Consider the following 22,681-nt stretch of genomic DNA (forward strand, 5'->3'; position numbering starts at 1 on the left):
CATTCCGAACCCGGAAGCTAAGCCCTCCAGCGCCGATGGTACTGCACTCGGGAGGGTGTGGGAGAGTAGGACACCGCCGGACAATCTTTCCAGTCGAGGGCCGCCCCAGCAGGGTCGGCCCTCGACTGCGTTAGCGTCCTGGGGGACGCAATCAGGAAGGATGTACCTGTGAGTTCAGGACCGCAGGGCGGAGATCGCCCCCGTCGTTACGAGGACCGCGCCGACCGCCGGCCGGGGCGCGACGACGCCCGCCGCGACGACCGTCCCTCGTACCGGGGCAACCGCGACGACCGCTCGGGCGGCCCGCGAGGCGGCTTCGGCGGTGACCGCCGCGAGGGTGGCTCCCGCCGTGACGACCGCGAGGGCGGCTTCCGTGGCGGGGAGCGCCGTGAGGGCGGCTTCCGCCGCGATGACCGCCAGGGCGGCTTCCGCCGCGATGACCGCCAGGGCGGCTTCCGCGGCGACGACCGCCGCGAGGGTGGTTTCCGTGGCGGCGACCGTGAGAGTGGTTTCCGTGGCGGGGAGCGCCGTGAGGGCTTCCGCCGCGATGACCGTCAGGGCGGGGAACGTCGCGAGGGTGGCTTCCGTCGCGAGGACCGCGAGGGCGGTTTCCGTGGTGGTGAGCGCCGTGAGGGTGGCTTCCGCGGTGGTGACCGCGAGGGTGGTTTCCGAGGCGGGGAGCGCCGTGAGGGCTTCCGCCGCGATGACCGTCAGGGCGGGGAACGTCGCGAGGGTGGCTTCCGTCGCGAGGACCGCGAGGGCGGTTTCCGTGGTGGTGAGCGTCGCGAGGGTGGCTTCCGCGGTGGTGACCGCGAGGGTGGCTTCCGTGGCGGCGAGCGTCGCGAGGGCGGTTTCCGTGGTGGTGAGCGTCGCGAGGGTGGCTTCCGCGGTGGTGACCGCGAGGGCGGTTTCCGTGGCGGCGAGCGTCGCGAGGGTGGTTTCCGTGGTGGTGACCGCGAGGGTGGCTTCCGTGGCGGCGAGCGTCGCGAGGGTGGTTTCCGTGGTGGTGACCGCGAGGGTGGCTTCCGTGGCGGCGAGCGTCGCGAGGGTGGCTTCCGCGGTGGTGAGCGCCGCGAGGGCTTCCGCCGCGACGACCGCCAGGGCGGCTTCCGTGGCGGTGAGCGCCGTGAAGGCGGTTTCGCCGGTGGCGAGCGCCGCGAGGGCTTCCGCCGCGACGACCGCCAGGGCGGCTTCCGTGGCGGTGAGCGCCGCGAGGGCGGTTTCGCCGGCGGGGAGCGCCGGGAGGGCTTCCGCCGGGAGGACCGTGAGGGTGGCTTCCGGGGTGGCCGGGAGCGCACCGAGCGGGGCGGTGAGCGTCGCGGTTACGGCGAACGTCCCCGCCGGGACGACGGCCGGCCGGGCGGCCACGGGCCGCAGCGGGAGTGGCGGGACGACCGGCGCGAGCGCGCCGAGGGTCGTGAGGGCGAGCGGGTCGCCGCGCCGGCGCTGCCGGACGAGGTGGTGGCGAGCGACCTCGACTCCAGCGTCCGGGCCGAGCTGCTGTCGCTGGCCAAGCCGGTGGCGGAGTCCGTCGCCCGGCACCTGGTGGCGACCGGCCTGCTGATCGACGACGACCCGGCGGAGGCGCTGGCGCACGCCATGGCGGCGCGTCGGCTCGCTTCGCGGATCGCCGCGGTGCGGGAGGCTGTCGGGCTGGCGGCGTACCACGCCGGGGAGTGGCAGACGGCGATCGCCGAGCTGCGGACGTACCACCGGATGACCGGGCTGCAGAGCCACCTGGCGGTGCTGGCGGACTGCGAGCGGGCGCTGGGCCGGCCGGAGCGGGCGATCGACCTGTTCCGCGGCGCGGACCGGGAGAAGCTCGACCAGTCCGTGGCGGTCGAGCTGCTCATCGTGGCGGCCGGCGCGCGTGGCGACCTCGGGCAGAAGGACGCGGCCGTGGCGATGCTGCAGGTCCCCGAGCTGACCGCCGACTCGTCCGAGTCGTGGGCGGCGCGGCTGCGCTACGCGTACGCGGACGCGCTGCTCGCCGTGGGGCGGCGCGAGGAGGCGCGGGAGTGGTTCTCCCGGGCCGCCGACGTGGACGCCGAGGGTGAGACGGACGCCGCCGAGCGGCTGCTGGAGCTCGATGGCGTGATCATCGAGGGCGACGAGGACGAGGACGAGGAGTTCGCGGCCGGACCCGGTGCGCCGGGGGCCGTGCCGGCCCGCCCGAACGCCGACCTCACCGGCGACGACGAGGACGACGACCTCGACGGCGACGACGAGGACAGCGACCTCGACGCGGACGAGCTCGACGCCCGCTACGCCGACGACGAGGACGACGACCTCGACACGGACGACGAGTTCGAGGACGACGACGAGGACGACGAGTTCGAGGACGAGGACGACGACCTGGACGGCGACGCGCGGCTGCGTGACGACGAGGACCGGGTCGGCGGGGACCTCGACCGCGAGGAGCGGGGCGGCGAGCCGACCGGGTACCGGGACCGGGACGCCGCGGACCTCGCCGACGACGAGCTGACCGACGCGCAGGCGCGGTCACTCGCCGACGACACCCGTGCCGCCGCGACCGACAGTGCCTCCGCGACCGCGGGTGGCGCCGTGACCGACGGTGAGGCCGTGGGCGACGGTGAGGCCGTGGGCGAGGGCGCGGACGGGAAGACCCGCGAGGCGGAGACGGACCAGCGGTGACCGGGAGCGCCGGGGACGCGCGTGCCGGGGCGGCCCACGCGGCAGCCGGACCGGCCGGCACGCGCGGACGGCTGGTCGACGGGTACACCCTGGTCGTCTTCGACCTGGACGGGGTGATCTACCTGATCGACCGGCCGATCCCCGGCGCCGTCGAGGCGGTGGGCCGGCTGCACGCCGAGGGCCGGTCCGTGGCGTACGCGACGAACAACGCCTCCCGGCGCTCCAGCGAGGTGGCCGCGCTGCTCACCGGCATGGGCGTCCCGGCCCGGCCGGAGGAGGTGCTCACCTCCGCGGCGGCCACCGCCGAGCTGCTGCGGGACCGGCTGCCCGCGGGCGCGCCGGTGCTGGTGGTCGGGGCGGAGGCGCTCCGCGCGGAACTGCGCGCGGTCGGCCTGCGGCCGGTGACCACGGTCGAGGAGAAGCCGGCCGCCGTCGCCCAGGGGTACGGCCCCGACGTCTGCTGGGCCGACCTCGCCGAGGCGTCGCTGGCGGTCCGAGACGGCGCGCCCTGGTACGCGACGAACACCGACCGCACCCTGCCCAGCCCGCGTGGTCCGCTGCCGGGCAACGGCTCCCTGGTGGCGGTGCTGCGCACCGCGCTGGGCCGCGACCCGGACGTGGTGGTCGGCAAGCCCGAGCCGGCGTTGTTCGCCACCGCCGCCCGCCGGGCCGGGGCGGGGCGGACCCTGGTGGTCGGCGACCGGCTGGACACCGACATCGAGGGCGCCCGCCGGGCCGGGCTGGACAGTCTGCTGGTGCTCACCGGCGTCAGCGACGTACCCGAGCTGCTGACCGCCCCCGAGGAGCGCCGGCCGACGTACGTGTCGCTGGATCTGGCCGGGCTCTTCGAGCCGGCGGCCGTGGTGCGGGTGCCGGGCGCCCCCGACGCGGGCGGCTGGTCGGCGACGGTGGCCGACGACGCGCTGCTCCTCGACGGCAGCGGACGCCCGCTCGACGCTCTCGCCGCGCTCTGCGCGGTGGCCTGGACGACGGGGGTCGGCGGGCGGGTGCGGGCGGCGTCCGCGGCGGCGGGACCGGCCCTGTCCGCGCTGGGCCTGGCCGACTGACCGGGCCGGTTCAGAGCAGCTTGCGGAGCTTCATCAGGTCGAACGGGTTGGCCTTGATGGACACCCGGCGGGAGCCGACCGCCTTGGCGATGTCGAGCTGACCGTGCACCAGCGCCACCAGGTCGTCGCTGCTGGTGGAGAGCGCGATCTTCGCCTTCGGGTCGTCGCCGTCGCTCAGGTCGACCAGCCGCCCGCCCTCGATGCGGCCGTGGAACGCGGTGTCCAGGTCGGTGATCCGGCAGGCCAGGGTGCGGTCCAGGTCGATCCGCCCCTGCAGCTCGGCGTGCCGGTCCAGCCGGGTGGCCAGCTCCTGCAACGCCTGCCGGCACTCGTCCACGCTGGCCACATCATCTCCTCGTCACGCGCCACGCCGTTCCCCGGCACCGTACCGCAATGGGGCGTCCCAGGCGCCCGGTAGCGTGACACCTGCACATCCCCGCCCCGCGGAAGGACTCAGGCATGCAGGACGCGTGGCGCGCCTACCTCGAGCTGGCCATGGGCCTGACGGAGGCGCCCCGGAAGAGGGCCCAGGACGCCGTGCGGCGCGTGGTCGGCCAGGGCGGCGCGACCGCCGCCCAGCTCCAGGCGCTCGCGGAGGAACTCGTCGCCACCGGGACGGCGAACCGGGAGGCGCTGACCAAGTTGGTCCGCTTCGAGGTGGACCGCGCCCTGGGCGCGGTCGGGCTGGCCACCGCCGACGAGGTGGCCGAGCTGACCCGCCGGGTGCACGAGCTGGAACGGCAACTGCGCGAGGCGAAGGCCGCCGCGCCGACCGGCCCCGCCGCCGCGCCGACCGGCCCCGCCGCCGCGCCGACCGGCCCCGCCGCCGCGCCGGGCGGCGCGGAGCCGGCCGCCGCCCAGCCCGCCCCGACCGGGGCCGCGCCGACCGGGACGGAGCCGACCGGGGCCTCGCCGACGAAGGCCGAACCGACGAAGGCCGTGGCGAAGCGGACCGTGGCGAAGAAGGCGATCGCGAAGAAGCCGCCGGCGACGGTGTCGCGTACCCCGGCGGAGGAGTCGCCCACGCCGGCGGTCCGGCGGGCGAAGAAGGCCACCGGCCGCAAGCAGGCCGGAGGTGCCGCGTCGTGACGACCCCCTACCGCCCCGGCCCGCCGCCGGGTCCGCGCCCCGGGCCGCCGCCGGGTGGCCCCCGTCCCGGCCCGCCCCCGGGGGTACGCCCGGCGCCGCCGGAGGAGGTCGGCGAGGCCCGGCACCCGGCCGTGGACGCGGCCGTGCAAGCCATGATCAACGCCGAAGGACTTTCCCCGGCCGACCAGATCGCCCAGTACGAGGCGGCGTACGAGACGCTGCGCGAGACCCTGGCCAGCATCGACCAGGCCTGAACCGACCGGAGAAGAACCACCGATGGCACGTCGTACCCGGCTGGATGCCGAACTCGTCCGCCGCGGCCTGGCCCGCTCCCGCGAGCAGGCCGCCGCGCTGGTGGAGGCCGGCCGCGTCCAGCTGCGCGGGGTGCCGGCCCGCAAGCCCGCCGCGATGGTCGACCCCGCCGACCCGCTGCTGGTCACCGGCGCGGACCCGACCGAGGAGTACGTCTCCCGGGGCGGCCACAAGCTGGCCGGCGCCCTCGCGGCGTTCACCCCCGGCGGCCTGACCGTCGCCGGCCGGCGCTGCCTGGACGCGGGCGCCTCCACCGGCGGCTTCACCGACGTGCTGCTGCGCGCCGGCGCCGCCGAGGTGGTGGCCGTCGACGTCGGGTACGGGCAGCTCGCCTGGTCGCTGCGCAACGACGACCGGGTGCACGTCTTCGAGCGCACCAACGTGCGTACCCTCACCCCCGAGGCCATCGGCGGGGAGGTGGATCTCACGGTCGCCGACCTGTCGTTCATCTCGCTGCGCCTGGTGCTGCCGGCCCTCTCGGCCTGCACGCGGCCCGACGGCGACCTGGCGTTGATGGTCAAGCCGCAGTTCGAGGTGGGCCGGGAGCGGGTCGGCGCGGGCGGCGTGGTCCGCGATCCGGAGCTGCGCGCGGAGGCCGTGCTCGACGTGGCCGCCGCGGCGGCGCAGCTCGGCCTGGGCCTGGCGGACGTGGCCGCCAGCCCGCTGCCGGGGCCGAGCGGCAACGTCGAGTTCTTCGTATGGTTACGCCGGGACGCGCCCGCCGCGGACCCCGAGCGGGTACGCGCGGTGGTGGCGGCCGGCCCGCAGGGATTCCCGTCGGAGCCCACGAACGAGGAGGTGTCCGGGTGAGCCGGACCGCTCTGCTGGTGACCCACACCGGCCGTCGACGCAGCACCGAGCACGCGCGGGCGGTGGCGGCGGACCTCATCGCGGCCGGCTTCGAGGTGCGGGTGGTCGCCGAGGAGGCCGACGACCTGGACCTGCCCGGCGTGGTGCCGGTGACCGGCCCGGAGGCAGCCGAGGGCGCCGAGATCGTCTTCGCGCTGGGCGGCGACGGCACCTTCCTGCGCGCCGCCGAGCTGGCCCGCCCGGCGAAGGCCCCGCTGCTCGGCATCAACCTCGGCAAGGTCGGCTTCCTCGCCGAGGCCGAGATCGACGACCTGGACAGCGCGGTCCGCGACGTGGTCGGGCGTAACTACACCGTGGACGAACGGCTCACCCTCGACGTGACCGCCGAGTTCGACGGCGGCCCGACCATCGAGTCGTGGGCGCTCAACGAGATCAGCGTGGAGAAGGGCGAGCGGGCCCAGATGCTGGAGCTGCTCGTCGACGTCGACGGCCGGCCGCTGTCCCGGTACGGCTGTGACGGCGTCGTCTGCGCCACCCCGACCGGCTCCACCGCGTACGCGTTCTCCGGCGGCGGCCCGGTGGTCTGGCCGGAGGTGGAGGCGCTGCTGCTGGTGCCGATCAGCGCGCACGCGTTGTTCAGCCGCCCGCTGGTGACCGCACCGACGTCCACCTTCGCGATCACCGTGGACCCGTTCACCACCCTGGCGGTGCTCTGCTGCGACGGCCGGCGGGTCTACGACCTGCCACCGGGCGCCCGGGTCACGGTCCGCCGGGGCGCGCTGCCGGTGCGGATCGTCCGGCTCAAGGCCCGCCCGTTCACCGACCGGCTGGTGGCCAAGTTCGACCTGCCGGTGCAGGGCTGGCGGGGCAGCCGCCGCTGACCCCACAGTCAGCGGTGGCCCGTGGGGCCGACCCCAGGTCGGCGGTTCGGGGTACCCGGGTGGCGGGCCGATCGGGTTACGGTAGGAGCCTCCCCCGACGACGACGTGCCGGCGGGGCGTCCCCGGAATGCCGGGGAGCGCCTGCCGTGGGCCGGTCGCCGCGGGGCCGGCCGGCCGCCGATCGGGTGGCCATCGGAGCGTGCGGGCTGCGCTGAGGTGGAGTCCGGGCGGGCGGTGAGGCCCGTGTCGCCCGGACGCGCGGTCCGGCGGTCGTGGCCCTGGCCAGGGGGTGGTCGGGACCACGACGGTCGGGGTGCCGGAGGAGTCGCGGCCGGCCGCGGCGGGCGGACCGGTGTGCCGGACCGGACCGGGTTTCGACCCCGGTCAGGTCGGTCAGGTCGGCGAGCCGCCGCCGGAGGAAGCGGCGGCTCACGGGCTGAGTGGCGAGCGACTCGTCCGGCACCCCGACCATCGACCGCCCCGGTCGTTCCCCGCACGCCAGCAGCCCGTCCCCCATGGACCGCCGTGCGGCGGCAACCGGCCGGACACCCGGCGGACCGGTCGCGGCCCGCCCATGTCCACCTGGCGACATGTCGCCGATGCGGCGCGCCGCAGCTAGTGACCGTTGATGATCTCCGTCGCAGACTCCGATCGGTCGACCTCCCCCGGCCGAACCCTGGAGTGAAGGAGCGCATCGCATGCACTGGCCCCCACGCTGGCTGACCGCCGGCGCGGTCGGCGCACTGGTCGTCGGACTCGCCGCACCGGCGTCCGCCGCCCTGCCCGCCCGGCCCACCGGCTCGATCCCGGCCGCCCCCGCCCCGGGCGGCGCGCCCGTCCGTATCACCCTGATCACCGGCGACCGGGTCGACCTGGCCCAGGCCGCGCCCGGCCGGGTCGCCGCCACCGTCCACCCCGGCCCGGGCCGCGAGCGGATCACCTTCCACACCGTGGAGGCCGACGGCGGGCTGCGGGTGCTGCCCAGCGACGTCGTGCCGTACGTCTCCGCCGGGGTGCTCGACGCCGACCTGTTCGACGTGGAGGAGTTGGCCGCCGAGGGCTACGGCGACGCCGCGCAGGGCGCGCTGCCGCTGATCGTCCGCTACCAGCAACCGGCCGCCGGACGCGTCCGGCCGCTCGCCGGCGCCACCGCGGCCCGCCCGCTGGAGAGCATCAACGGCGCGGCGTTGCGGGTCGGCAAGGCCGACCTCGGCGGCCTGTGGACCACCCTGCGCGGCACGTCGGAGGCCCGGACCACCGCCGGCACGCCTCGGCTCGGCGGCGGCATCGCCCGCGTCTGGCTGGACGGGCGGGTCCACCCGGCGCTGGAGCACAGCGTGCCGCAGATCGGCGCCCCGGCGGCCTGGGCGGCCGGCCGGGACGGCAGCGGCGTCCGGGTCGCGGTGCTGGACACCGGCGTCGACGCCACCCACCCGGACCTGGCCGGCCGGATCGCCGAGGCGCAGGACTTCACCGGCGCCGGCAGCGCCCGCGACGGGCACGGCCACGGCACCCACGTGGCGGCCACCATCGCCGGCAGCGGCGCGGCCTCGGACGGGCTGCGCAAGGGCGTCGCGCCCGGCGCGCAGCTGCTGATCGGCAAGGTGCTGGACGACGGTGGCCGCGGCTACGACTCGGGGATCATCGCGGGCATGGAGTGGGCCGCCCACTCCGGCGCGAAGGTGGTCAGCATGAGCCTCGGCGGCCCGGCCACCGACGGCACCGACCCGATGAGCCAGGCGGTCAACGACCTCACCGCCGAGACCGGCGCGCTCTTCGTCATCGCGGCCGGCAACGAGGGTGCGGCCGGTACCGTCGGCACCCCGGGCGCGGCCGCCGCGGCGCTCACCGTCGGCGCGGTGGACCGCGACGACAACCTGGCCGACTTCTCCAGCCGCGGTCCGCGCCTGGGTGACAACGGCCTGAAGCCGGAGATCACCGCGCCGGGCGTCGGCATCGTCGCCGCCCGGGCCGCCGGCACCACCATGGGTACGCCGGTGGACGACCTCTACACGCGGGCTTCCGGCACCTCGATGGCGACCCCGCACGTCGCCGGCGCGGCCGCGATCCTCGCCCAGGAACACCCCGACTGGACCGCCGGGAAGCTCAAGGACGCGCTGGTCAGCACGGCGAAGTCGAACCCCGCGCTGACCGTGTTCGAGCAGGGCGGCGGCCGGGTCGACGTGGCCCGCGCGCTGAGCCAGCGGGTGTACGGCTCGGCCACCGCCGACTTCGGCCGGGTGAACACCGGAGGTGCGGTGGCGGAGCGGACGGTGACGTACACCAACGGCACGTCCTCCCCGCGCACCCTGCGCCTGGCGCTGGAGCTGCGCAACCTGGACAGCGGCGCGGCGGAGCCGGACGGGGTGTCGCTCGACGCCACCGAGGTGACCGTGCCGGCCGGCGGCAGCGTGAACGTCCCGCTGCATGCCGATCCGGCGAAGCTGGACCGGGGTGTGCACGGCGGCTGGCTGGTGGCCACCGGCGCGGACGGTGTCGCGGTACGCACCGCCGTCGGCCTGACCCTCAGCGGCCCGATGCACCTCGTCACCGTCAAGGCGCTGGACATGCAGGGGCAGCCGGGCGCGGCACCGGTGGTCACCCTGTTCGGCGAGCACTCCGAGTCCGATTGGCTCGGCTTCCTCTTCCCCGGCATGGAGTGGCAGGTGCAGGTCGAAGAGGGCCCGTACCTGCTCGAGGGCCTGATCGAGCACGGTGCCCCGCTGGACGAGCAGCTCACCCTGGTCACCGACCCCGAGCTGACGGTCGACCGGGACCTCACCGTGGTGCTCGATCCGCGCAAGGGCACCCCGGTGCGGATCGAGACGCCGAAGCCGACCGAGCAGCGGGCGGTGCTCAGCTTCTACGAGCACCGGATCTTCGGCAACGGCCGGGAGGTCGACCACGGCGTGATGGCCTTCAGCACGGTCCAGCAGGTGAACGTCACGCCGACGCGGCAGGTGCGCCAGGGCGAGTTCGAATTCTCCTCCCGCTGGCAGCTGGTCGCGCCCATGGTGGACGCCCAGGTCAGCGACGTGTCCGGTCCGCTCGACATCAACCTGCTGGGCCAGTCGCCGGCACCGGCCGGACGGCGGAAGCTGCCGCTGGTCTGGGCGGGCGACGGCACCGCCGCCGAGCTGGCCCGGGCCGGGGTGCGAGGTGCGGCCGCGCTGGTCGCCGGCAGCTACGACCGCGCCGAGGAGGACCAGATCGCCGACGCCACGGCGGCCGGCGCCGCGATGGTGCTCATCGTCCGCCCGGCGGACCGGAGCGCGTGGACGGTCTGGCGCCCCGACGGGGACCGCCTGCCGATCCCGTCGCTGGTGGTCGCGTACGACGACGGGCAGCCGATGGTCCGGGCGGCGAAGAGTGGCCGCGCCACGCTGGACCTGACGCTGACCGTCGACAGCCCGTACCTGTACGACGTGTGGCAGGTGTCGAAGGGGCGGGTCCCGGACCGGATCGTGCACCGGGTCAGCGCGGACAACACCGCCGAGGTGACCACCCGCTACGCGGACACCGGCGGGTTCGACTGGGCCAGCGAGCAGCGGTTCGGCTGGCGCCCGTGGCAGGAGTACTCCTGGAACGACGACCAGCGGATGGTGCGTACCGGCACCTCCCGGGAGGAGTTCGTCAGCGCCGGGGACTCCTGGTGGCAGCAGCGGGTGCTGCACCGGCTCACCTGGTCCTGGGGGCCGCTGCTCGGCGGGCTCACCCAGCAGCCCCGGCGGTACGCGGCCGACGACCGGGTCACCGAGACCTGGCACGCCCCGGTGGTCCGGCCGGCCGTTCCGGCGGGTGCCGGAGCGCCGGTGCCCACGCGCACCGGCGACACGCTGAACCTGCGGGTGGCCGAGTTCGTCGACGCCGATGGTCACTACGCCTCGGCCGGCTGGGGCGAGGAGCAGGACACCGTCGAGCGCCGGCTGAGCCGGGACGGGCAGCAGCTCGCCGACCTCTCCGGCGGCTGGGCGCCGGTGGCGACCACCCCGGGTGCGGCCCGCTACCGGCTGGACGTCACCACCGCGCGGTCCTCCGAGGAGTGGTGCTACGCCACCCGCACCGAGACGGCGTGGCAGTTCGCCTCGGCTCGGCCGGCCGGGGAGGCCGCCCAGCCGCTGCCGCTGCTGCAGGTGGACTACCAGGTCCCGGCGGACCTGCGCGGCCAGGTGCCCGGCGGCCACCCGCACCAGCTGGGGCTGACGCTGCGCCAGCCGGCGGGCGTACCGGCGCCGACCGGCACGGGCGTCCGGGTCGAGGTGTCCTTCGACGGCGGGCAGCACTGGCAGGCGGTGCCGGTGAACGGCTCGGGCACCCGGTTCACCGCCGTGGTGCCGGCCGGACACGGCGCGGTGTCGCTGCGGGTGCATGCCGGTGACGGGGCCGGCAACACCGTCGACCAGACCGTGCTCGACGCGTACGGGTTGCGCTGAGCCGACGTCCGCGCGGGACGAATCCCCCCTCGCCCGCGCGGACGTCACCCTCGGTCCGTCCGGGGTGCCTGCCAGGGGGTGGTGGGCACCCTGACGGCGCCGCGGCCGTCGCTGCCGCCGGCACCATCCTCCGGAGGCGGCGGCAGCGCGGCCGGTGGCGGGGGTGCCGGGCAGGTCAGAGCCAGCCGTGGCGGGCGGCCTGGTAGGCCAGACCCGGCCGGGTGTCGACCCCGGCCAGGGTCATCAGGTCGGCGAGGCGCCGCTGGACGGTACGGCGGCTCACGCCGAGCTGGGAGGCGATGGACTTGTCCGGCACCCCGGCCACGAAGAGCGACAGCAGGCGGACCTCCTCGGCGTCCGGCCGGTAGCCGTCCGCGCCGGGGTCGACCGGTGGGGCGGACGAGCGCAGCGGTGTCGCCATCAGCCAGTGGCTCTCGAAGAGGGCGAGCAGGGCGTCCAGCAGCTGGCTGCGGCCGATCACCGCGGCGGTCGGTTCGCCGCTGCTGTTGTCCCGTACCAGCGGGCAGACGGCCGTCCGGCCGTCGACGATGGCCAGCCGGACCGGCAGCCGGTCGAGGACGCGGGCCTGCTCGCCGGCGCGTACGCCCTGCTCGACGTCCGCCAACGCGCCCGGTTCGAGGAGCATCTCCCGTTCGTAGATGGCCCGGTAGTGGACCCCGCGGGCCAGCGCGTCGAACTCCTCGACGTTCTCCTGGCCGGGCATGGCCAGCGGGTTCGCCCGGCAGAACCACAACACCTCGACCCGGGCGGCGTTCTGCAGGTCCCGCAGGCGCTCGCGGAGCGCCCGGGCACCGGTGATCACCTCGACCAGGTGGTCGGCGGAGCGCCGGCGCATCCCCGCCCGGTACTCCTCGGTGAGCTGGGTGACCGCCGCGCGGGCCACCTCCAGCGCCTCCTGCCGGCGCAGCAGCGCCGCACCGAGCGGGACGTCCGGCGCCAGCGGCCGCAGCGGGGCGTCCGGCTCCGGCCCGGTCGGCAGCACCAGTCCCTTGCCCCGCAGGGCCTCGAGCTGTACGAGGATCTCCTCGCGCGGTCGGCCCAGCCGCTCGGCCAGTTCCGCCGCCCGAGCCGTGGTGAGCCGCACCAGGCAGCGGTAGAGCTGCTCCTCGCCCGGGTCCAGGCCGATCATGTCCAGCACGGGGCAGAACTGTACGACGTCACCAGCGGTTGTCCACAGCCCCGCCCGCGCCGGCTGGTCAACTGTCGCAGGGCGCGTCTACTGTCAGGTGCTGTGCTGGAAGAGCTGCGCATCACCGGACTGGGCGTCATCGAGGACACCACGCTCCCGTTGACGGGCGGGATGAACGTCATCACCGGCGAGACCGGTGCCGGCAAGACCATGGTGGTGACCGGCCTCGGCCTGCTCTTCGGCGGCCGGGCCGACGCGGGCCGGGTCCGGGCGCAACCGGGTCGCGCGGTGGTGGAGGGGCGGCTGCGCCTGCTCGGCCGGGTGGCCGAGGCGGTGCACGCCCGGATCACCGACGCCGGTGGCGAGCCCGACGAGGACGGGTCGCTGCTGCTGAGCCGCACGGTCACGGTGGAGGGTCGGTCCCGGGCCCACCTGGGCGGCCGGAGCATGCCGGTGTCGATGCTGGGCGAGGTCGGTGAGCAGGTGGTGGCCGTGCACGGCCAGTCCGACCAGCTGCGGCTGCTGCGCCCGGCCGAGCAGCGGGCGTCGCTGGACCGGTTCGCCGGGCCGGAGCACGAGAAGCTGCTCGACGCGTTGCGCGAGGCGTACACCCGGTGGCGGGCCGTGGTCGACGACCTGGCCGACCGGCGGCGCAACGCCCGCGAGCGCAACCAGGAGGCCGACCTGCTCCGGCTCGGCCTCGACGAGATCACCCGGGTCGACCCGCAGCCCGGCGAGGACGACGAGCTGAAGGCGGAGGCGCAGCGCCTGGAGCACGCCGAGGGGCTGCGCACCGCGGCCCAGCTCGCCCAGCAGTGCGTGGCCGGCGGGGTGGAGGCGGCCGACGACACCCCCGACGCCGGCGCGCTGCTCGGCACCGCCCGGCGCACCCTGGAGGCGCAGGCCGGCACCGACCCGGCGCTGGGCGAGCTGGCCCTGCGGCTGGAGGAGGCGGCCACCCTGGTCAGCGACGTCTCCGCCGAGCTGTCGACCTACCTGGCCGGGCTGGACGCCGACCCGGCCCGGCTGCAGGCCGTCTACGAGCGGCGGGCCGCGCTGCGCGGGCTGACCCGCAAGTACGCCGACGACGTCGACGGGGTGATCGCCTGGGCCGAGCGGGCCCGTACCCGACTGTCCGACCTGGACACCTCCGACGAGCTCCTCGACGAGCTGGACCGGGAGGCGGCCCGGCTGGCGGGCGAGGTGGCCGAGCTGGCCGGCCGGGTCTCCACCTCCCGGCAGGAGGCGGCGGTCCGCTTCGCCGAGCAGGTCACCGTCGAGTTGGCCGGGCTGGCCATGCCGCACGCCCGGATCGAGGTGGCGGTGCTGCCCCGGCCGGCCGGCAAGACCGAGCCGAGCCTGACCGTCAACGGCGTCGAGGCCGGCGTCGGCCCGGACGGCGCCGACGAGGTGGAGCTGCGCCTGCTGGCCCACCCCGGCGCGCCGGCGCTGCCGTTGCAGCGGGGCGCCTCCGGCGGCGAGCTGTCCCGGGTGATGCTCGCCATCGAGGTGGTCTTCGCCGGCTCGGGCGGGCCGCCCACCCTGGTCTTCGACGAGGTCGACGCGGGCGTCGGCGGCCAGGCGGCGGTGGAGATCGGCCGGCGGCTGGCCCGGTTGGCCCGCAGCCACCAGGTCCTGGTGGTCACCCACCTGCCGCAGGTGGCCGCGTTCGCCGACCGGCACCTGGTGGTGGCGAAGGACACCGGGGGAGCGGTGACCACCAGCGGGGTGCGGGTGGTGGAGGACACCGAGCGGGCCCGGGAGCTGGCCCGGATGCTGGCAGGTTTGCCCGATTCCGACCTGGGTATCGCCCATGCCGAGGAACTCCTGGCCGTGGCGGCCAAGGAAAGGCGTCCGTGACCCCGGGTTTGTGAGCGCAAGCACACCAGCGTGCGCTCCGGTGTGCTTCCCTGGGTAGGCGGCCCTGCTCAGGCATGTCGCGACAGCAAAACCTGCCTCACATGCCAGGATGGTCACGATGCGTCTACCCACGTTGCGCCGGAACCGGAACGCGGAACCGGGCTCGATCCTCGGCACCGCGCGCCTCGACCGCCGGACGAAGCGGCTGGTCGGCCGGCTCCGGCCGGGGGACATCGCGGTCATCGACCACGTCGACCTGGACCGGGTGGCCGCCGACTCGCTGGTCGCCGTCGGGGTCGCCGCCGTGCTCAACGCCAAGCCGTCGGTCTCCGGGCGGTACCCGAACCTCGGCCCCGAGGTGCTGATCGCCGCCGGCATCCCGCTCCTGGACGACCTGGGTGAGAGCGTCTTCGAGCAGGTCCGCGAGGGTGATCTGGTGCGGATCGAGGGCAACACGGTCTTCGTCGGCGAGGAACCGGTCGCGCACGGCACGCTCCAGGACGCCGAGACCGTGGCCAAGTCGATGGCGGACGCCCGGGAGGGGCTGTCGGTCCAGCTGGAGGCGTTCGCCGCCAACACCATGGACTACCTCAAGCAGGAGCGCGACCTGCTGCTCGACGGGGTCGGCGTGCCGGAGATCCAGACCCAGATCCAGGGCCGGCACTGCCTGATCGTGGTCCGGGGGTACGACTACAAGGCCGACCTGGACGTGCTGCGCCCGTACATCCGGGAGTTCAAGCCGGTGCTGATCGGCGTGGACGGCGGCGCGGACGCCCTGGTCGAGGCGGGCTACACGCCCGACATGATCATCGGCGACATGGACTCGGTCACCGACGACGTGCTGCGCTGCGGCGCCGAGGTGATCGTGCACGCCTACCCGGACGGCCGGGCGCCCGGCCTGGCCCGGGTGAACGGGCTGGGTGTGCCCGCGGTCACCTTCCCGGCCGCCGCGACCAGCGAGGACCTGGCCATGCTGCTGGCCGACGAGAAGGGCGCCTCGCTGCTGGTCGCCGTCGGCACCCACGCCACCCTGGTGGAGTTCCTGGACAAGGGCCGGGGCGGCATGGCCTCGACCTTCCTGACCCGGTTGAAGGTGGGCGGCAAGCTGGTCGACGCCAAGGGGGTGAGCCGGCTCTACCGGCAGAGCATCTCCGGCTCCTCGCTGCTGCTGCTGGTCCTCTCGGCGGTGGCCGCGATGGCCTCGGCCGTGGCGGTCTCCACCGTCGGGAAGGCGTATTTGGGCGTGGTCTCCGAATGGTGGGACAATTTCGTGTTCCAGCTCGGCCAGCTCTTCTAGCTCCCCGACGATCAAGAGGCTGCAAGCGTGATCAACTTCCGCTACCACGTGGTGTCCCTGACCGCGGTCTTCCTGGCGTTGGCGATCGGCCTGGTGGTCGGCACGGCCGCCCTCAACGGGCCGGTCGCCGACTCGCTCAAGGAGAACGTCAACGCGCTGCGCAAGGACAACTCGCAGATGCGCCAGTCGGTCAACAGCCTGCAGAAGGAACTGGACATGGAGGAGGACTTCGCCGCCGAGATGGCGCAGGTCGTCCTCCCCGGCAAGCTGGCCGGCCGCCGGGTGCTGGTGCTCAGCCTGCCCAGCGGGCGCGACCACACCGAGGGCGTGGTGAAGATGCTCCAGCTCGCCGGTGCCAACGTCACCGGGCGGATCGACATCCAGGACAAGTTCATCAACCCGGACAGCAACAACAACCTGCTGGAGCTGGCCAACAACGTCCAGATGTCCGGTCTGCCCGGCAACGGGCACGGGGTGGAGACGTCCAGCGCCCTGCTCGCCAGCGTCCTGCTGGACCGCCCGCAGGGCAGCGCGGCGGTCACCGACGCCGAGCGCCGGGCGGTGCTCCAGGCGTACGCGACCGCCGGCTACCTCACCCCGGAGGACAAGATCTCCGGGGTCGCCGAGGCGGTGGTGCTGGTCAGCGGGCAGCCGTACGTGGACAAGGACTCGGCGAAGAAGGACGAGTCGGTGGTGAAGGTCGCCGAGCAGTTCGACCGGACCGGTGCGATCGTGGTCGGCGGCATGGGTTCGGCCGGCGGCAACGTGGTGGCCGTGGTCCGCGGCGACCCGGTGCTCTCCCAGACCATCTCGACCGTCGACAACGCCAACACCGTGCAGGGCCAACTGGTCACCACGCTCGCCCTGGTGCAGCAGGTGACCGAGAAGAAGGCCGGCCAGTACGGCGTCGGTGACAACGCCGCGTCGCTGCTGCCTAAACTGCCCCAGTGACGCTGTCCGGTCTGCACCGGGTCGCGCTGGACATCCGGATCGGAGGGGTCGCGTGAGACTGGGTCGGCTGCTGGCCGTCGGCGCGGGGGCGGTCGCCGCCCGCTATGTGCTGCGGGAGGTGTGCGCGTCCCCGGGCGCGCCGGCCCTGGAGCGGACCAACTTCCGGGGCCGCACGGTCACCCTGGCCGCCGGGCCGGCCCTGGCCGTCGGGGCCGCCACCGCCGGCGCCCTCGGCGCGGGCAGCGCACCGGCCGGCGCCGCCGCGCTGCTCGCCGGGGTGGGCGCCGGCACCGTCGGGCTGTACGACGACGTCGTCGGCGCGCGTCCCGAGCAGAAGGCCGCCAAGGGCTTCGCCGGGCACCTCGCCGCGCTGCGCGAGGGCCGGGTCACCGCCGGCCTGGTGAAGATCGCCGGGGTGGGCGCGGCCGGGCTCGGCGCGGCCGCGCTGCTCGCCGCCGACCAGCGGGTCGCCGCCCACCCGCGCCGGCAGCGCGCCGGCACCCTCGGCCGCGGGCTCGACCTGCTGCTCGGCGCCGGCGTGGTGGCCGGCACCGCCAACCTGCTCAACCTGCTCGACCTGCGCCCCGGCCGGGCGCTCAAGGCCGGCATGCTGCTCGGCGCGCCACTCAGCCGGGGCCCGTACGGCGGCATCGCCGCCGGTGCGGTCGGGGCCGCCGCCGGGCTGGTCCGGGAGGACCTCGACGAGCGGGTGATGCTCGGCGACAGCGGCGCCAACGCCCTCGGCGCGCTGCTCGGCGTCAGCCTGGCCGCGCGGACCGGCCCCCTCGGCCGGGCCGGCATCCTCGCCGTGGTCGCCGCGCTCACCGCGGCCAGCGAGAAGGTCAGCTTCACCCAGGTGATCCAGCGGACCCCGGGGCTGCGGGAACTCGACGCGCTGGGCCGGCTCGACGACTGACGTGACGAAACCGGCACCCCTCGCCGGCGCCGGCCGTGTGGCCGGAGCAGCCGTCCTCATCGCCGTCCTCACCGTGGTCAGCCGGCTCGCCGGCTTCGGCCGTACCGCCGTCTTCACCTGGGTCGTCCAGCGCAGCGATCTCGGCGGCATGTACGTCATCGCCAACACTGTCCCGAACATCATCTTCGAGATCGTGGCGGGTGGCGCGCTCGCCAGCCTCGTCGTGCCGCTGCTGGCCCGGCCGGTCGAGGCCGGCGACCGCCGTGAGGTGGGCGCGATCACCGGTGCCCTCCTGACCTGGACGCTGACCCTGCTGGTGCCGCTCGCCGTGCTGGTGGCCCTGCTGGCCGAGCCGATCATCGGCCTGCTCGGCGAGGGCCGCTCGCCCGCGGAGTTGGCCGCCGGCGCCCGGATGCTGCGGGTCTTCGCCCCGCAGTTGCCGCTGTACGGCGTCGGCATCGTGCTGACCGGCGTGCTCCAGGCGCACCGGCGGTTCGCCTGGCCGGTCATCGCCCCGCTGCTGTCCAGCGTCACGGTGATCGCCGTCTACCTGACGTTCGGCGCCAGCCAGGGACACGGCGCGACGATCGCCCAGGTGAGCCGCGGCGGCGAGTTGATCCTCTCCGGCGGCACCACGCTCGGCGTGGTGGTGCTGTCGCTGTCACTGCTGGTGCCGCTGCGCCCGCTGCGGCTGACGTTGCGCCCCGGCTACGCCTTCCCGGCCGAGGCGCGCGCCAAGGTCGGCGGTCTGGCCACCGCGGGCGCCGTGACGGTGACCGCGCAGCAACTGGCGCTGGCGGTGATCCTCAGCCGGGTGTCGGGCGGGCCGACCGGCTCGCCCCAGGTCTTCAACCTGGCGCAGACGATGTACCTGCTGCCGTGGTCGGTGCTGGCCGTACCGCTGGCGGTCGCCGCCTATCCGAGCCTCGCCGCCACCGCCGCCGGCGGGGACGCCGACGGCTACCGCCGGACCCTGGCCCCGGCCACCCGGGGCGTCCTGCTGTTCAGCTTCCTCGGCGTGGCGGCCCTGGTCGGCACGGCCGAGGCGGTCGGCCACTTCTTCCCGCTCGGGGCCACGGAGACCGCTGCGGCGATCGTCGGCTTCGCGCCCGGTCTGATCGGTTACGGACTGTTCGCCGTCCTGTCCCGCGCCCTCTACGCGCGGGGTGCCACCCGGGTGGCCACCGCCGCCATCACCGTCGGCTGGCTGGCGGTCCCGCTGACGGCCGTACCGTTGGCGGCCCTGCTGCCCCGGGACGACCGGGTGCTCGCGGTGACCCTGGCCAACTCGGTCGGCATGCTGCTGCTCGGCGGCCTGCTGATCGCCGCCGTGCTGCGCTCCGCCGGCCGGGCCGCCCTGGCCGGGATCGGCCGGGCCGGCGGCGCCGGGCTGGTCGCCGCCGCCGTAGCCGCGCTCGGCGGCGTGGCCGTCTCCCGGTGGTTCGCCCGGCTCGCCGGGACCCCGACGGCATCGGAGGCGCTCGTACAGGGCATGCTGTCCGGGGTCGTGGTCGGCGCCCTGTTCCTCGCCGTCGCCTGGCTGACCGACGAACGGGACGTCCGGCCGCTGCTCGCCGCCGTGGCCCGCCGGCTCCGGCGGCGCCGCCCACCGGGCGGATCCGACGACACGCCGACCGACCAAGCTTCGGGACGGGGCGACGGGAAGGAGAGCATGTCCTCATGACGGACGCCTCGTCGGCGCCGCACTGGCCCGGCTCGGTGGCCCTGGTGCTCGCCTCCAGCACCGGCGGCGTGGGACAGCACGTCCGCTCGCTCGCCCGGGGGCTGACCGAGGCCGGCGCGTCCGTGCTGGTCTGCGGCCCGGCCGCCACCCAGGACCAGTGGAACTTCACCGCGGTGGGGGCCCGGTTCGCCCCGGTGGAGATCCCCGCCAGTCCCACCCCGGCCGACGGCCGGGCGGTCGCCGTGCTGCGCCGGGCCCTGGCCGACACGCCGGTGGACGTGGTGCACGCGCACGGGCTGCGGGCCGGCCTCGTCGCCGTCCTCGCCCGCCCGGCCGCGCCGCTCGTGGTGACCTGGCACAACGCCGTCCTGTCCGGGGGGCTGCGGGGCCAGATGTCCCGGCTCGCCGAGCGGATCGTCGCCCGGAACGTGCGGGTCGCCCTGGGCGCCTCCGCCGACCTGGTGGAGCGGGCCGCCGCGCTGGGCGCCGCCGACGCCCGCCTCGCCCCGGTCGCCGCGCCGACGCTGCCCCCGCCGCGCCGCCGCCGGCCCGCCGTCCGCGCCGAGTTCGGGGTCGCCCCGGACCGCCCGCTGATCGTCTCCGTGGGCCGGCTGCACCCGCAGAAGCGGTACGACGTGCTGGTGGACGCCGCCGCCCGCTGGCGTACCCGGAACCCGGCGCCGGTCGTGGTGATCGCCGGCAGCGGGCCCGCGTACCTGCAACTGGCCGCCCGGATCTCGGCGACCCGCGCCCCGGTGACCCTGCTCGGGCACCGCACCGACGTGGCCGACCTGCTCGCCGGCGCCGACCTGGCCCTGGTCACCAGCGACTGGGAGGCCCGGCAGCTGTTCGCCCAGGAGGCGATGCGCGCCGGCGTACCCCTGGTGGCGACCGCCGTGGGCGGGCTGCCGGAGCTGGTCGGTGACGCCGCGGTGCTGATCCCGCCCGGCGACGTCGACGCGGTCGACGCGGCCGTGCGCGACCTGCTGGACGACGAGGCCCGCCGGACCGACCTGGCCCGCCGGGCCGCCGCCCGGGCCGCGACCTGGCCCACCGAGACGGACACCGTGGCCGCGCTGGCCGACCTCTACGCCGAACTGGCGCCCGAGCCGTCGACGAGGACGCGGTGATGCTGCGCCGACTCACCCCGGTCCTGCTGACGCTGCTCGTGGTGGCGCTCGGGGTCACGGCGCTGGCCGCCCGGCCGGACACCGGCGGCGCGAAGCGCAGCGCCGACTTCGTGGTGCTGGCCGGGGTGGCCGGGCTGCGCTGGGAGGACGTGGACCCGCAGACCACCCCCACGCTGTGGCGGATGGCCGAGCAGGGGTCCATCGGCTCCCTCTCGGTACGCTCCGCGCACCGGCCCACCTGCCCGGTCGACGGCTGGCTCACCCTCGGCGCGGGCAACTTCGCCGCCTGGCAGGGCAGCGGCCGGGTGGGCGACTGTCCGGCCGCCGGGGTGACCGTCGAGCAGCCCGACGGGATCGGCGCCAACCTGCCCGACCAGGAGAGCGTCGTGGCCTACAACCAGGACAAGCTCGCCTGGGGTGCGACGCCGGGGGCGCTCTCCGAGTCCGTCCGCTGCTCGGTCGCGGTCGGTCCGGGCGCGGCGGTGGCCGCCGCCCGGCCGTTCGGCCGGGTCGACCGGTACGCGCCGGTCCTGCCCGCCGACCCGGCCGGCCTGCTCGGCTCCTGCGTGCTCAGCATCGTCGACCTGGGCACCGTCGACGGCACGGACCCGACGGTCCGGGCGGCCCAGGCCCGGCAGGCCGACGCCCAGCTCGCCCGGGTGCTCGCCGCCCGGCCACCCCGCTCGCTGGTCCTGGTCGCCGGCGTCTCGGACACCGACGAGCCGTCCCGGCTGCACGTGGCGGTCGCCGACGGCCCCGGCTGGGAGCGCGGCTGGCTGACCTCGCCGAGCACCGCCCGCGAGGGCTACCTGCAACTGGCCGACCTGGCGCCCACCGCGCTGGCCGCGCTCGGCCGGCCGATGCCCGAACAACTCTTCCTCGGCCGTCCCGCGGTCTCCGTCGGCGGCCGACCGGCCGACCTGTGGGCCGCGATCGACCAGCCGGCCGACGCCGACCGGGAGGCCGGCGCGCAGCGCCGGGTGGCCGGCTGGTTCTTCACCCTGCTCGCCGCCGCCCAGGTGGCCCTCGCCATCGCGGTGCTGCCGCTGCTGCGCCGGGCCCGCCGGCACGCCGGCCCGCACGGCCCCGAACCGGTGTCCCGGCGGGTGGTGGCGGTGGTGGAACTGCTGCTGATCGCCGCCGCGCTGGCCGTGCCGGCCGCCCTGCTCGCCGACGCGGCGCCCTGGTGGCGGGGGTCGCACGCCGGCTGGTGGTTCGGCGTGGTCACCGCGCTGCTGATCGTCGGCGGCACGGCGGCCGTCCGGTTCAGTCCCGGGCACGGCAGCACCCTCGGCCCGCTCGGCGCGGTCGCCGGCCTGGCCACCCTGGTGGTCGGCGTGGACGTGGTGACCGGTTCCCGGTTGCAGCTCAACGGCGTGGTCGGCTACTCGGCGCTGGAGGGCGGCCGGTACGCCGGCCTGGGCACCGTCGGGCTGGGCGTGTTCATCGCCGGGTCGCTGCTCTGCGGCGGCTGGCTGGCCCAGCGGGTGCGCCGGCCCTGGCGGCCGATGGTGATGGTGGCCGTCGGCGGCGCCGCGGTGGTGATCGTGGGCAGCCCGTACCTGGGGGCGGACTCGATCGGCGCGATCGCGCTCACCGCCGGGGTGAGCGTCGCGGCCGCGATCTGCTCCGGAGGCTGGTTGACCATCAGCCGGCTGGCCTGGGCCACCATGGCCGGCCTGGCGGTCACCATCGGCTTCGCGGTGGTGGACCTGCGCCGGCCGGAGGCCGAGCGGGGCAGCGTCGGGCGGTTCCTCGCCGCCCTGGGCGACGGCACGGGCGGGCTCACCGTCCACCGGGCCAGCAGCGCCAACGTGGAGACCCTGGTCAACAGCCCGCTCACCGTGCTGGCCCTGGCCGGCGCGGCGCTGGTCTGGCTCGCCCTCTACCAGCCCTGGGGCGGGCTGATGCGGCTGTTCGGCATCTACCCGGCCATCCGGGCCGCGATGGCCGGCACCGCGGTGGCGGCCGGCCTGGGCGGCCTGCTCGGCGGCTCGGCCCTGGACGTGGCGGGGGCGGCGGCCGCCCTGGTGGTGCCGATGGCGGCCCTGGCCGCGCTGCGGGTGCTCGACCACTCCACCGACCGCACCCAGCCCGGCAGCGGACGGCCGGGCGAGGAGGGGCCGGCCGGCGGCCCCACCGGCGGCGGGGACCACCCGGACGGGGGTCGCTCCGCCGGCCCGGCCGGACCCGGGCGGCCGGACGCCGACACCGACCCGGACGGGGCGCCGGACGGTCCGGTCGAGGCCGAAGAGGGTACGGCGAGGCGCGCGCCGACCGGCGCCGACCGCCCGGCGACGGTGCCCGCCCAGGCCCGTCCGGCATCGACGGAGGTCCCCGCCGGCTGAGCCGGAGCCGGATTCACGTGCGGTGACGGCGGGTGCGACGCCGGCCCGGGCCGGGAAAGGTGTTACCGTGGAATCCCGTGGATCGCGTGATCAGTTGG

Annotated in this window: 16 protein-coding genes, 1 rRNA gene and 1 pseudogene; 15 read left to right on the plus strand and 3 right to left on the minus strand. The window is 75.9% G+C overall.

Annotation, left to right across the window (positions count from 1 at the left end; genetic code table 11):
* Positions 1 to 82: ribosomal RNA gene (gene rrf, locus ACGFI9_RS28885) — 5S ribosomal RNA — on the plus strand; the annotation flags it as partial.
* Between the two features lie 92 nt (positions 83 to 174).
* Here the strand turns inward: rrf and ACGFI9_RS28890 are convergent.
* Positions 175 to 1,368 (minus strand): hypothetical protein, encoded by a 1,194-nt coding sequence (locus ACGFI9_RS28890; RefSeq protein ID WP_393182842.1) that lies wholly within the window; start codon positions 1,366 to 1,368, stop codon positions 175 to 177.
* Positions 1,369 to 1,518: 150 nt separating this feature from the next.
* Between ACGFI9_RS28890 and ACGFI9_RS28895 the strand changes: the two are divergent.
* Positions 1,519 to 2,253: pseudogene (locus tag ACGFI9_RS28895) on the plus strand (hypothetical protein); the annotation flags it as partial.
* A 473-nt stretch (positions 2,254 to 2,726) separates the two neighbouring features.
* Positions 2,727 to 3,722 carry an HAD-IIA family hydrolase gene (locus tag ACGFI9_RS28900; RefSeq protein ID WP_393183097.1) on the plus strand — a complete coding sequence of 332 codons (996 nt, stop codon included), beginning with the start codon at positions 2,727 to 2,729 and terminating at the stop codon, positions 3,720 to 3,722.
* A gap of 10 nt (positions 3,723 to 3,732) precedes the next feature.
* On the opposite strand, the gene ACGFI9_RS28905 is transcribed toward ACGFI9_RS28900, so the two are convergent.
* Entirely contained in the window at positions 3,733 to 4,068 is a 336-nt protein-coding gene (locus tag ACGFI9_RS28905; RefSeq protein ID WP_393182843.1) for an SCP2 sterol-binding domain-containing protein, read from the minus strand.
* A gap of 113 nt (positions 4,069 to 4,181) precedes the next feature.
* Here ACGFI9_RS28905 and ACGFI9_RS28910 point away from each other — a divergent pair, with 113 nt between their 5' ends.
* The 5 genes from ACGFI9_RS28910 (at position 4,182) to ACGFI9_RS28930 (ending at position 11,247) form a co-directional block, all read left to right on the plus strand.
* Positions 4,182 to 4,811, plus strand: a complete 630-nt coding sequence (locus ACGFI9_RS28910) for a hypothetical protein (protein WP_393182845.1) — start codon at positions 4,182 to 4,184, stop codon at positions 4,809 to 4,811.
* Entirely contained in the window at positions 4,808 to 5,065 is a 258-nt protein-coding gene (locus ACGFI9_RS28915) for a hypothetical protein (RefSeq protein WP_393182847.1), read from the plus strand. Before ACGFI9_RS28910 ends, ACGFI9_RS28915 begins: the two co-directional genes overlap by 4 nt.
* Before the next feature lie 22 nt (positions 5,066 to 5,087).
* A complete protein-coding gene (locus ACGFI9_RS28920) occupies positions 5,088 to 5,933 on the plus strand; it encodes a TlyA family RNA methyltransferase (RefSeq protein ID WP_393182848.1) in 846 nt (281 codons plus the stop codon).
* Positions 5,930 to 6,814 carry an NAD kinase gene (locus tag ACGFI9_RS28925; RefSeq protein ID WP_393182850.1) on the plus strand — a complete coding sequence of 295 codons (885 nt, stop codon included), beginning with the start codon at positions 5,930 to 5,932 and terminating at the stop codon, positions 6,812 to 6,814. Before ACGFI9_RS28920 ends, ACGFI9_RS28925 begins: the two co-directional genes overlap by 4 nt.
* 698 nt (positions 6,815 to 7,512) lie before the next feature.
* A complete protein-coding gene (locus tag ACGFI9_RS28930; RefSeq protein WP_393182852.1) occupies positions 7,513 to 11,247 on the plus strand; it encodes a S8 family serine peptidase in 3,735 nt (1,244 codons plus the stop codon).
* Positions 11,248 to 11,422: 175 nt separating this feature from the next.
* Here the strand turns inward: ACGFI9_RS28930 and ACGFI9_RS28935 are convergent, their stop codons facing one another.
* A complete protein-coding gene (locus ACGFI9_RS28935) occupies positions 11,423 to 12,397 on the minus strand; it encodes a helix-turn-helix domain-containing protein (protein WP_393183099.1) in 975 nt (324 codons plus the stop codon).
* Positions 12,398 to 12,499: 102 nt separating this feature from the next.
* On the opposite strand from ACGFI9_RS28935, the gene recN reads away from it, so the two are divergent.
* From recN to ACGFI9_RS28970, 7 genes are all read left to right on the plus strand, one after another.
* On the plus strand, positions 12,500 to 14,257 hold the full coding sequence (gene recN, locus ACGFI9_RS28940; protein ID WP_393182854.1) for a DNA repair protein RecN: 1,758 nt from the start codon (positions 12,500 to 12,502) through the stop codon (positions 14,255 to 14,257).
* 118 nt (positions 14,258 to 14,375) lie between these two features.
* On the plus strand, positions 14,376 to 15,554 hold the full coding sequence (gene steA, locus ACGFI9_RS28945; RefSeq protein ID WP_393182856.1) for a putative cytokinetic ring protein SteA: 1,179 nt from the start codon (positions 14,376 to 14,378) through the stop codon (positions 15,552 to 15,554).
* 27 nt (positions 15,555 to 15,581) lie between these two features.
* Entirely contained in the window at positions 15,582 to 16,505 is a 924-nt protein-coding gene (locus tag ACGFI9_RS28950; protein WP_393182858.1) for a copper transporter, read from the plus strand.
* A gap of 52 nt (positions 16,506 to 16,557) precedes the next feature.
* Positions 16,558 to 17,421: a hypothetical protein gene (locus tag ACGFI9_RS28955; protein WP_393182860.1), complete on the plus strand. Its 864-nt coding sequence runs from the start codon at positions 16,558 to 16,560 to the stop codon at positions 17,419 to 17,421.
* A 1-nt stretch (position 17,422) separates the two neighbouring features.
* Positions 17,423 to 19,105: a murein biosynthesis integral membrane protein MurJ gene (gene murJ, locus ACGFI9_RS28960; RefSeq protein WP_393182862.1), complete on the plus strand. Its 1,683-nt coding sequence runs from the start codon at positions 17,423 to 17,425 to the stop codon at positions 19,103 to 19,105.
* On the plus strand, positions 19,102 to 20,235 hold the full coding sequence (locus ACGFI9_RS28965; protein ID WP_393182864.1) for a glycosyltransferase family 4 protein: 1,134 nt from the start codon (positions 19,102 to 19,104) through the stop codon (positions 20,233 to 20,235). Before murJ ends, ACGFI9_RS28965 begins: the two co-directional genes overlap by 4 nt.
* Positions 20,235 to 22,583 (plus strand): hypothetical protein, encoded by a 2,349-nt coding sequence (locus ACGFI9_RS28970; RefSeq protein WP_393182866.1) that lies wholly within the window; start codon positions 20,235 to 20,237, stop codon positions 22,581 to 22,583. The genes ACGFI9_RS28965 and ACGFI9_RS28970 overlap by 1 nt, the downstream gene beginning before the upstream one ends.
* The last annotated feature ends 98 nt before the right edge of the window (positions 22,584 to 22,681 follow it).

It is taken from the genome of Micromonospora sp. NPDC048930 (assembly GCF_043197935.1).
In the GTDB taxonomy this organism is placed as follows: domain Bacteria; phylum Actinomycetota; class Actinomycetes; order Mycobacteriales; family Micromonosporaceae; genus Micromonospora.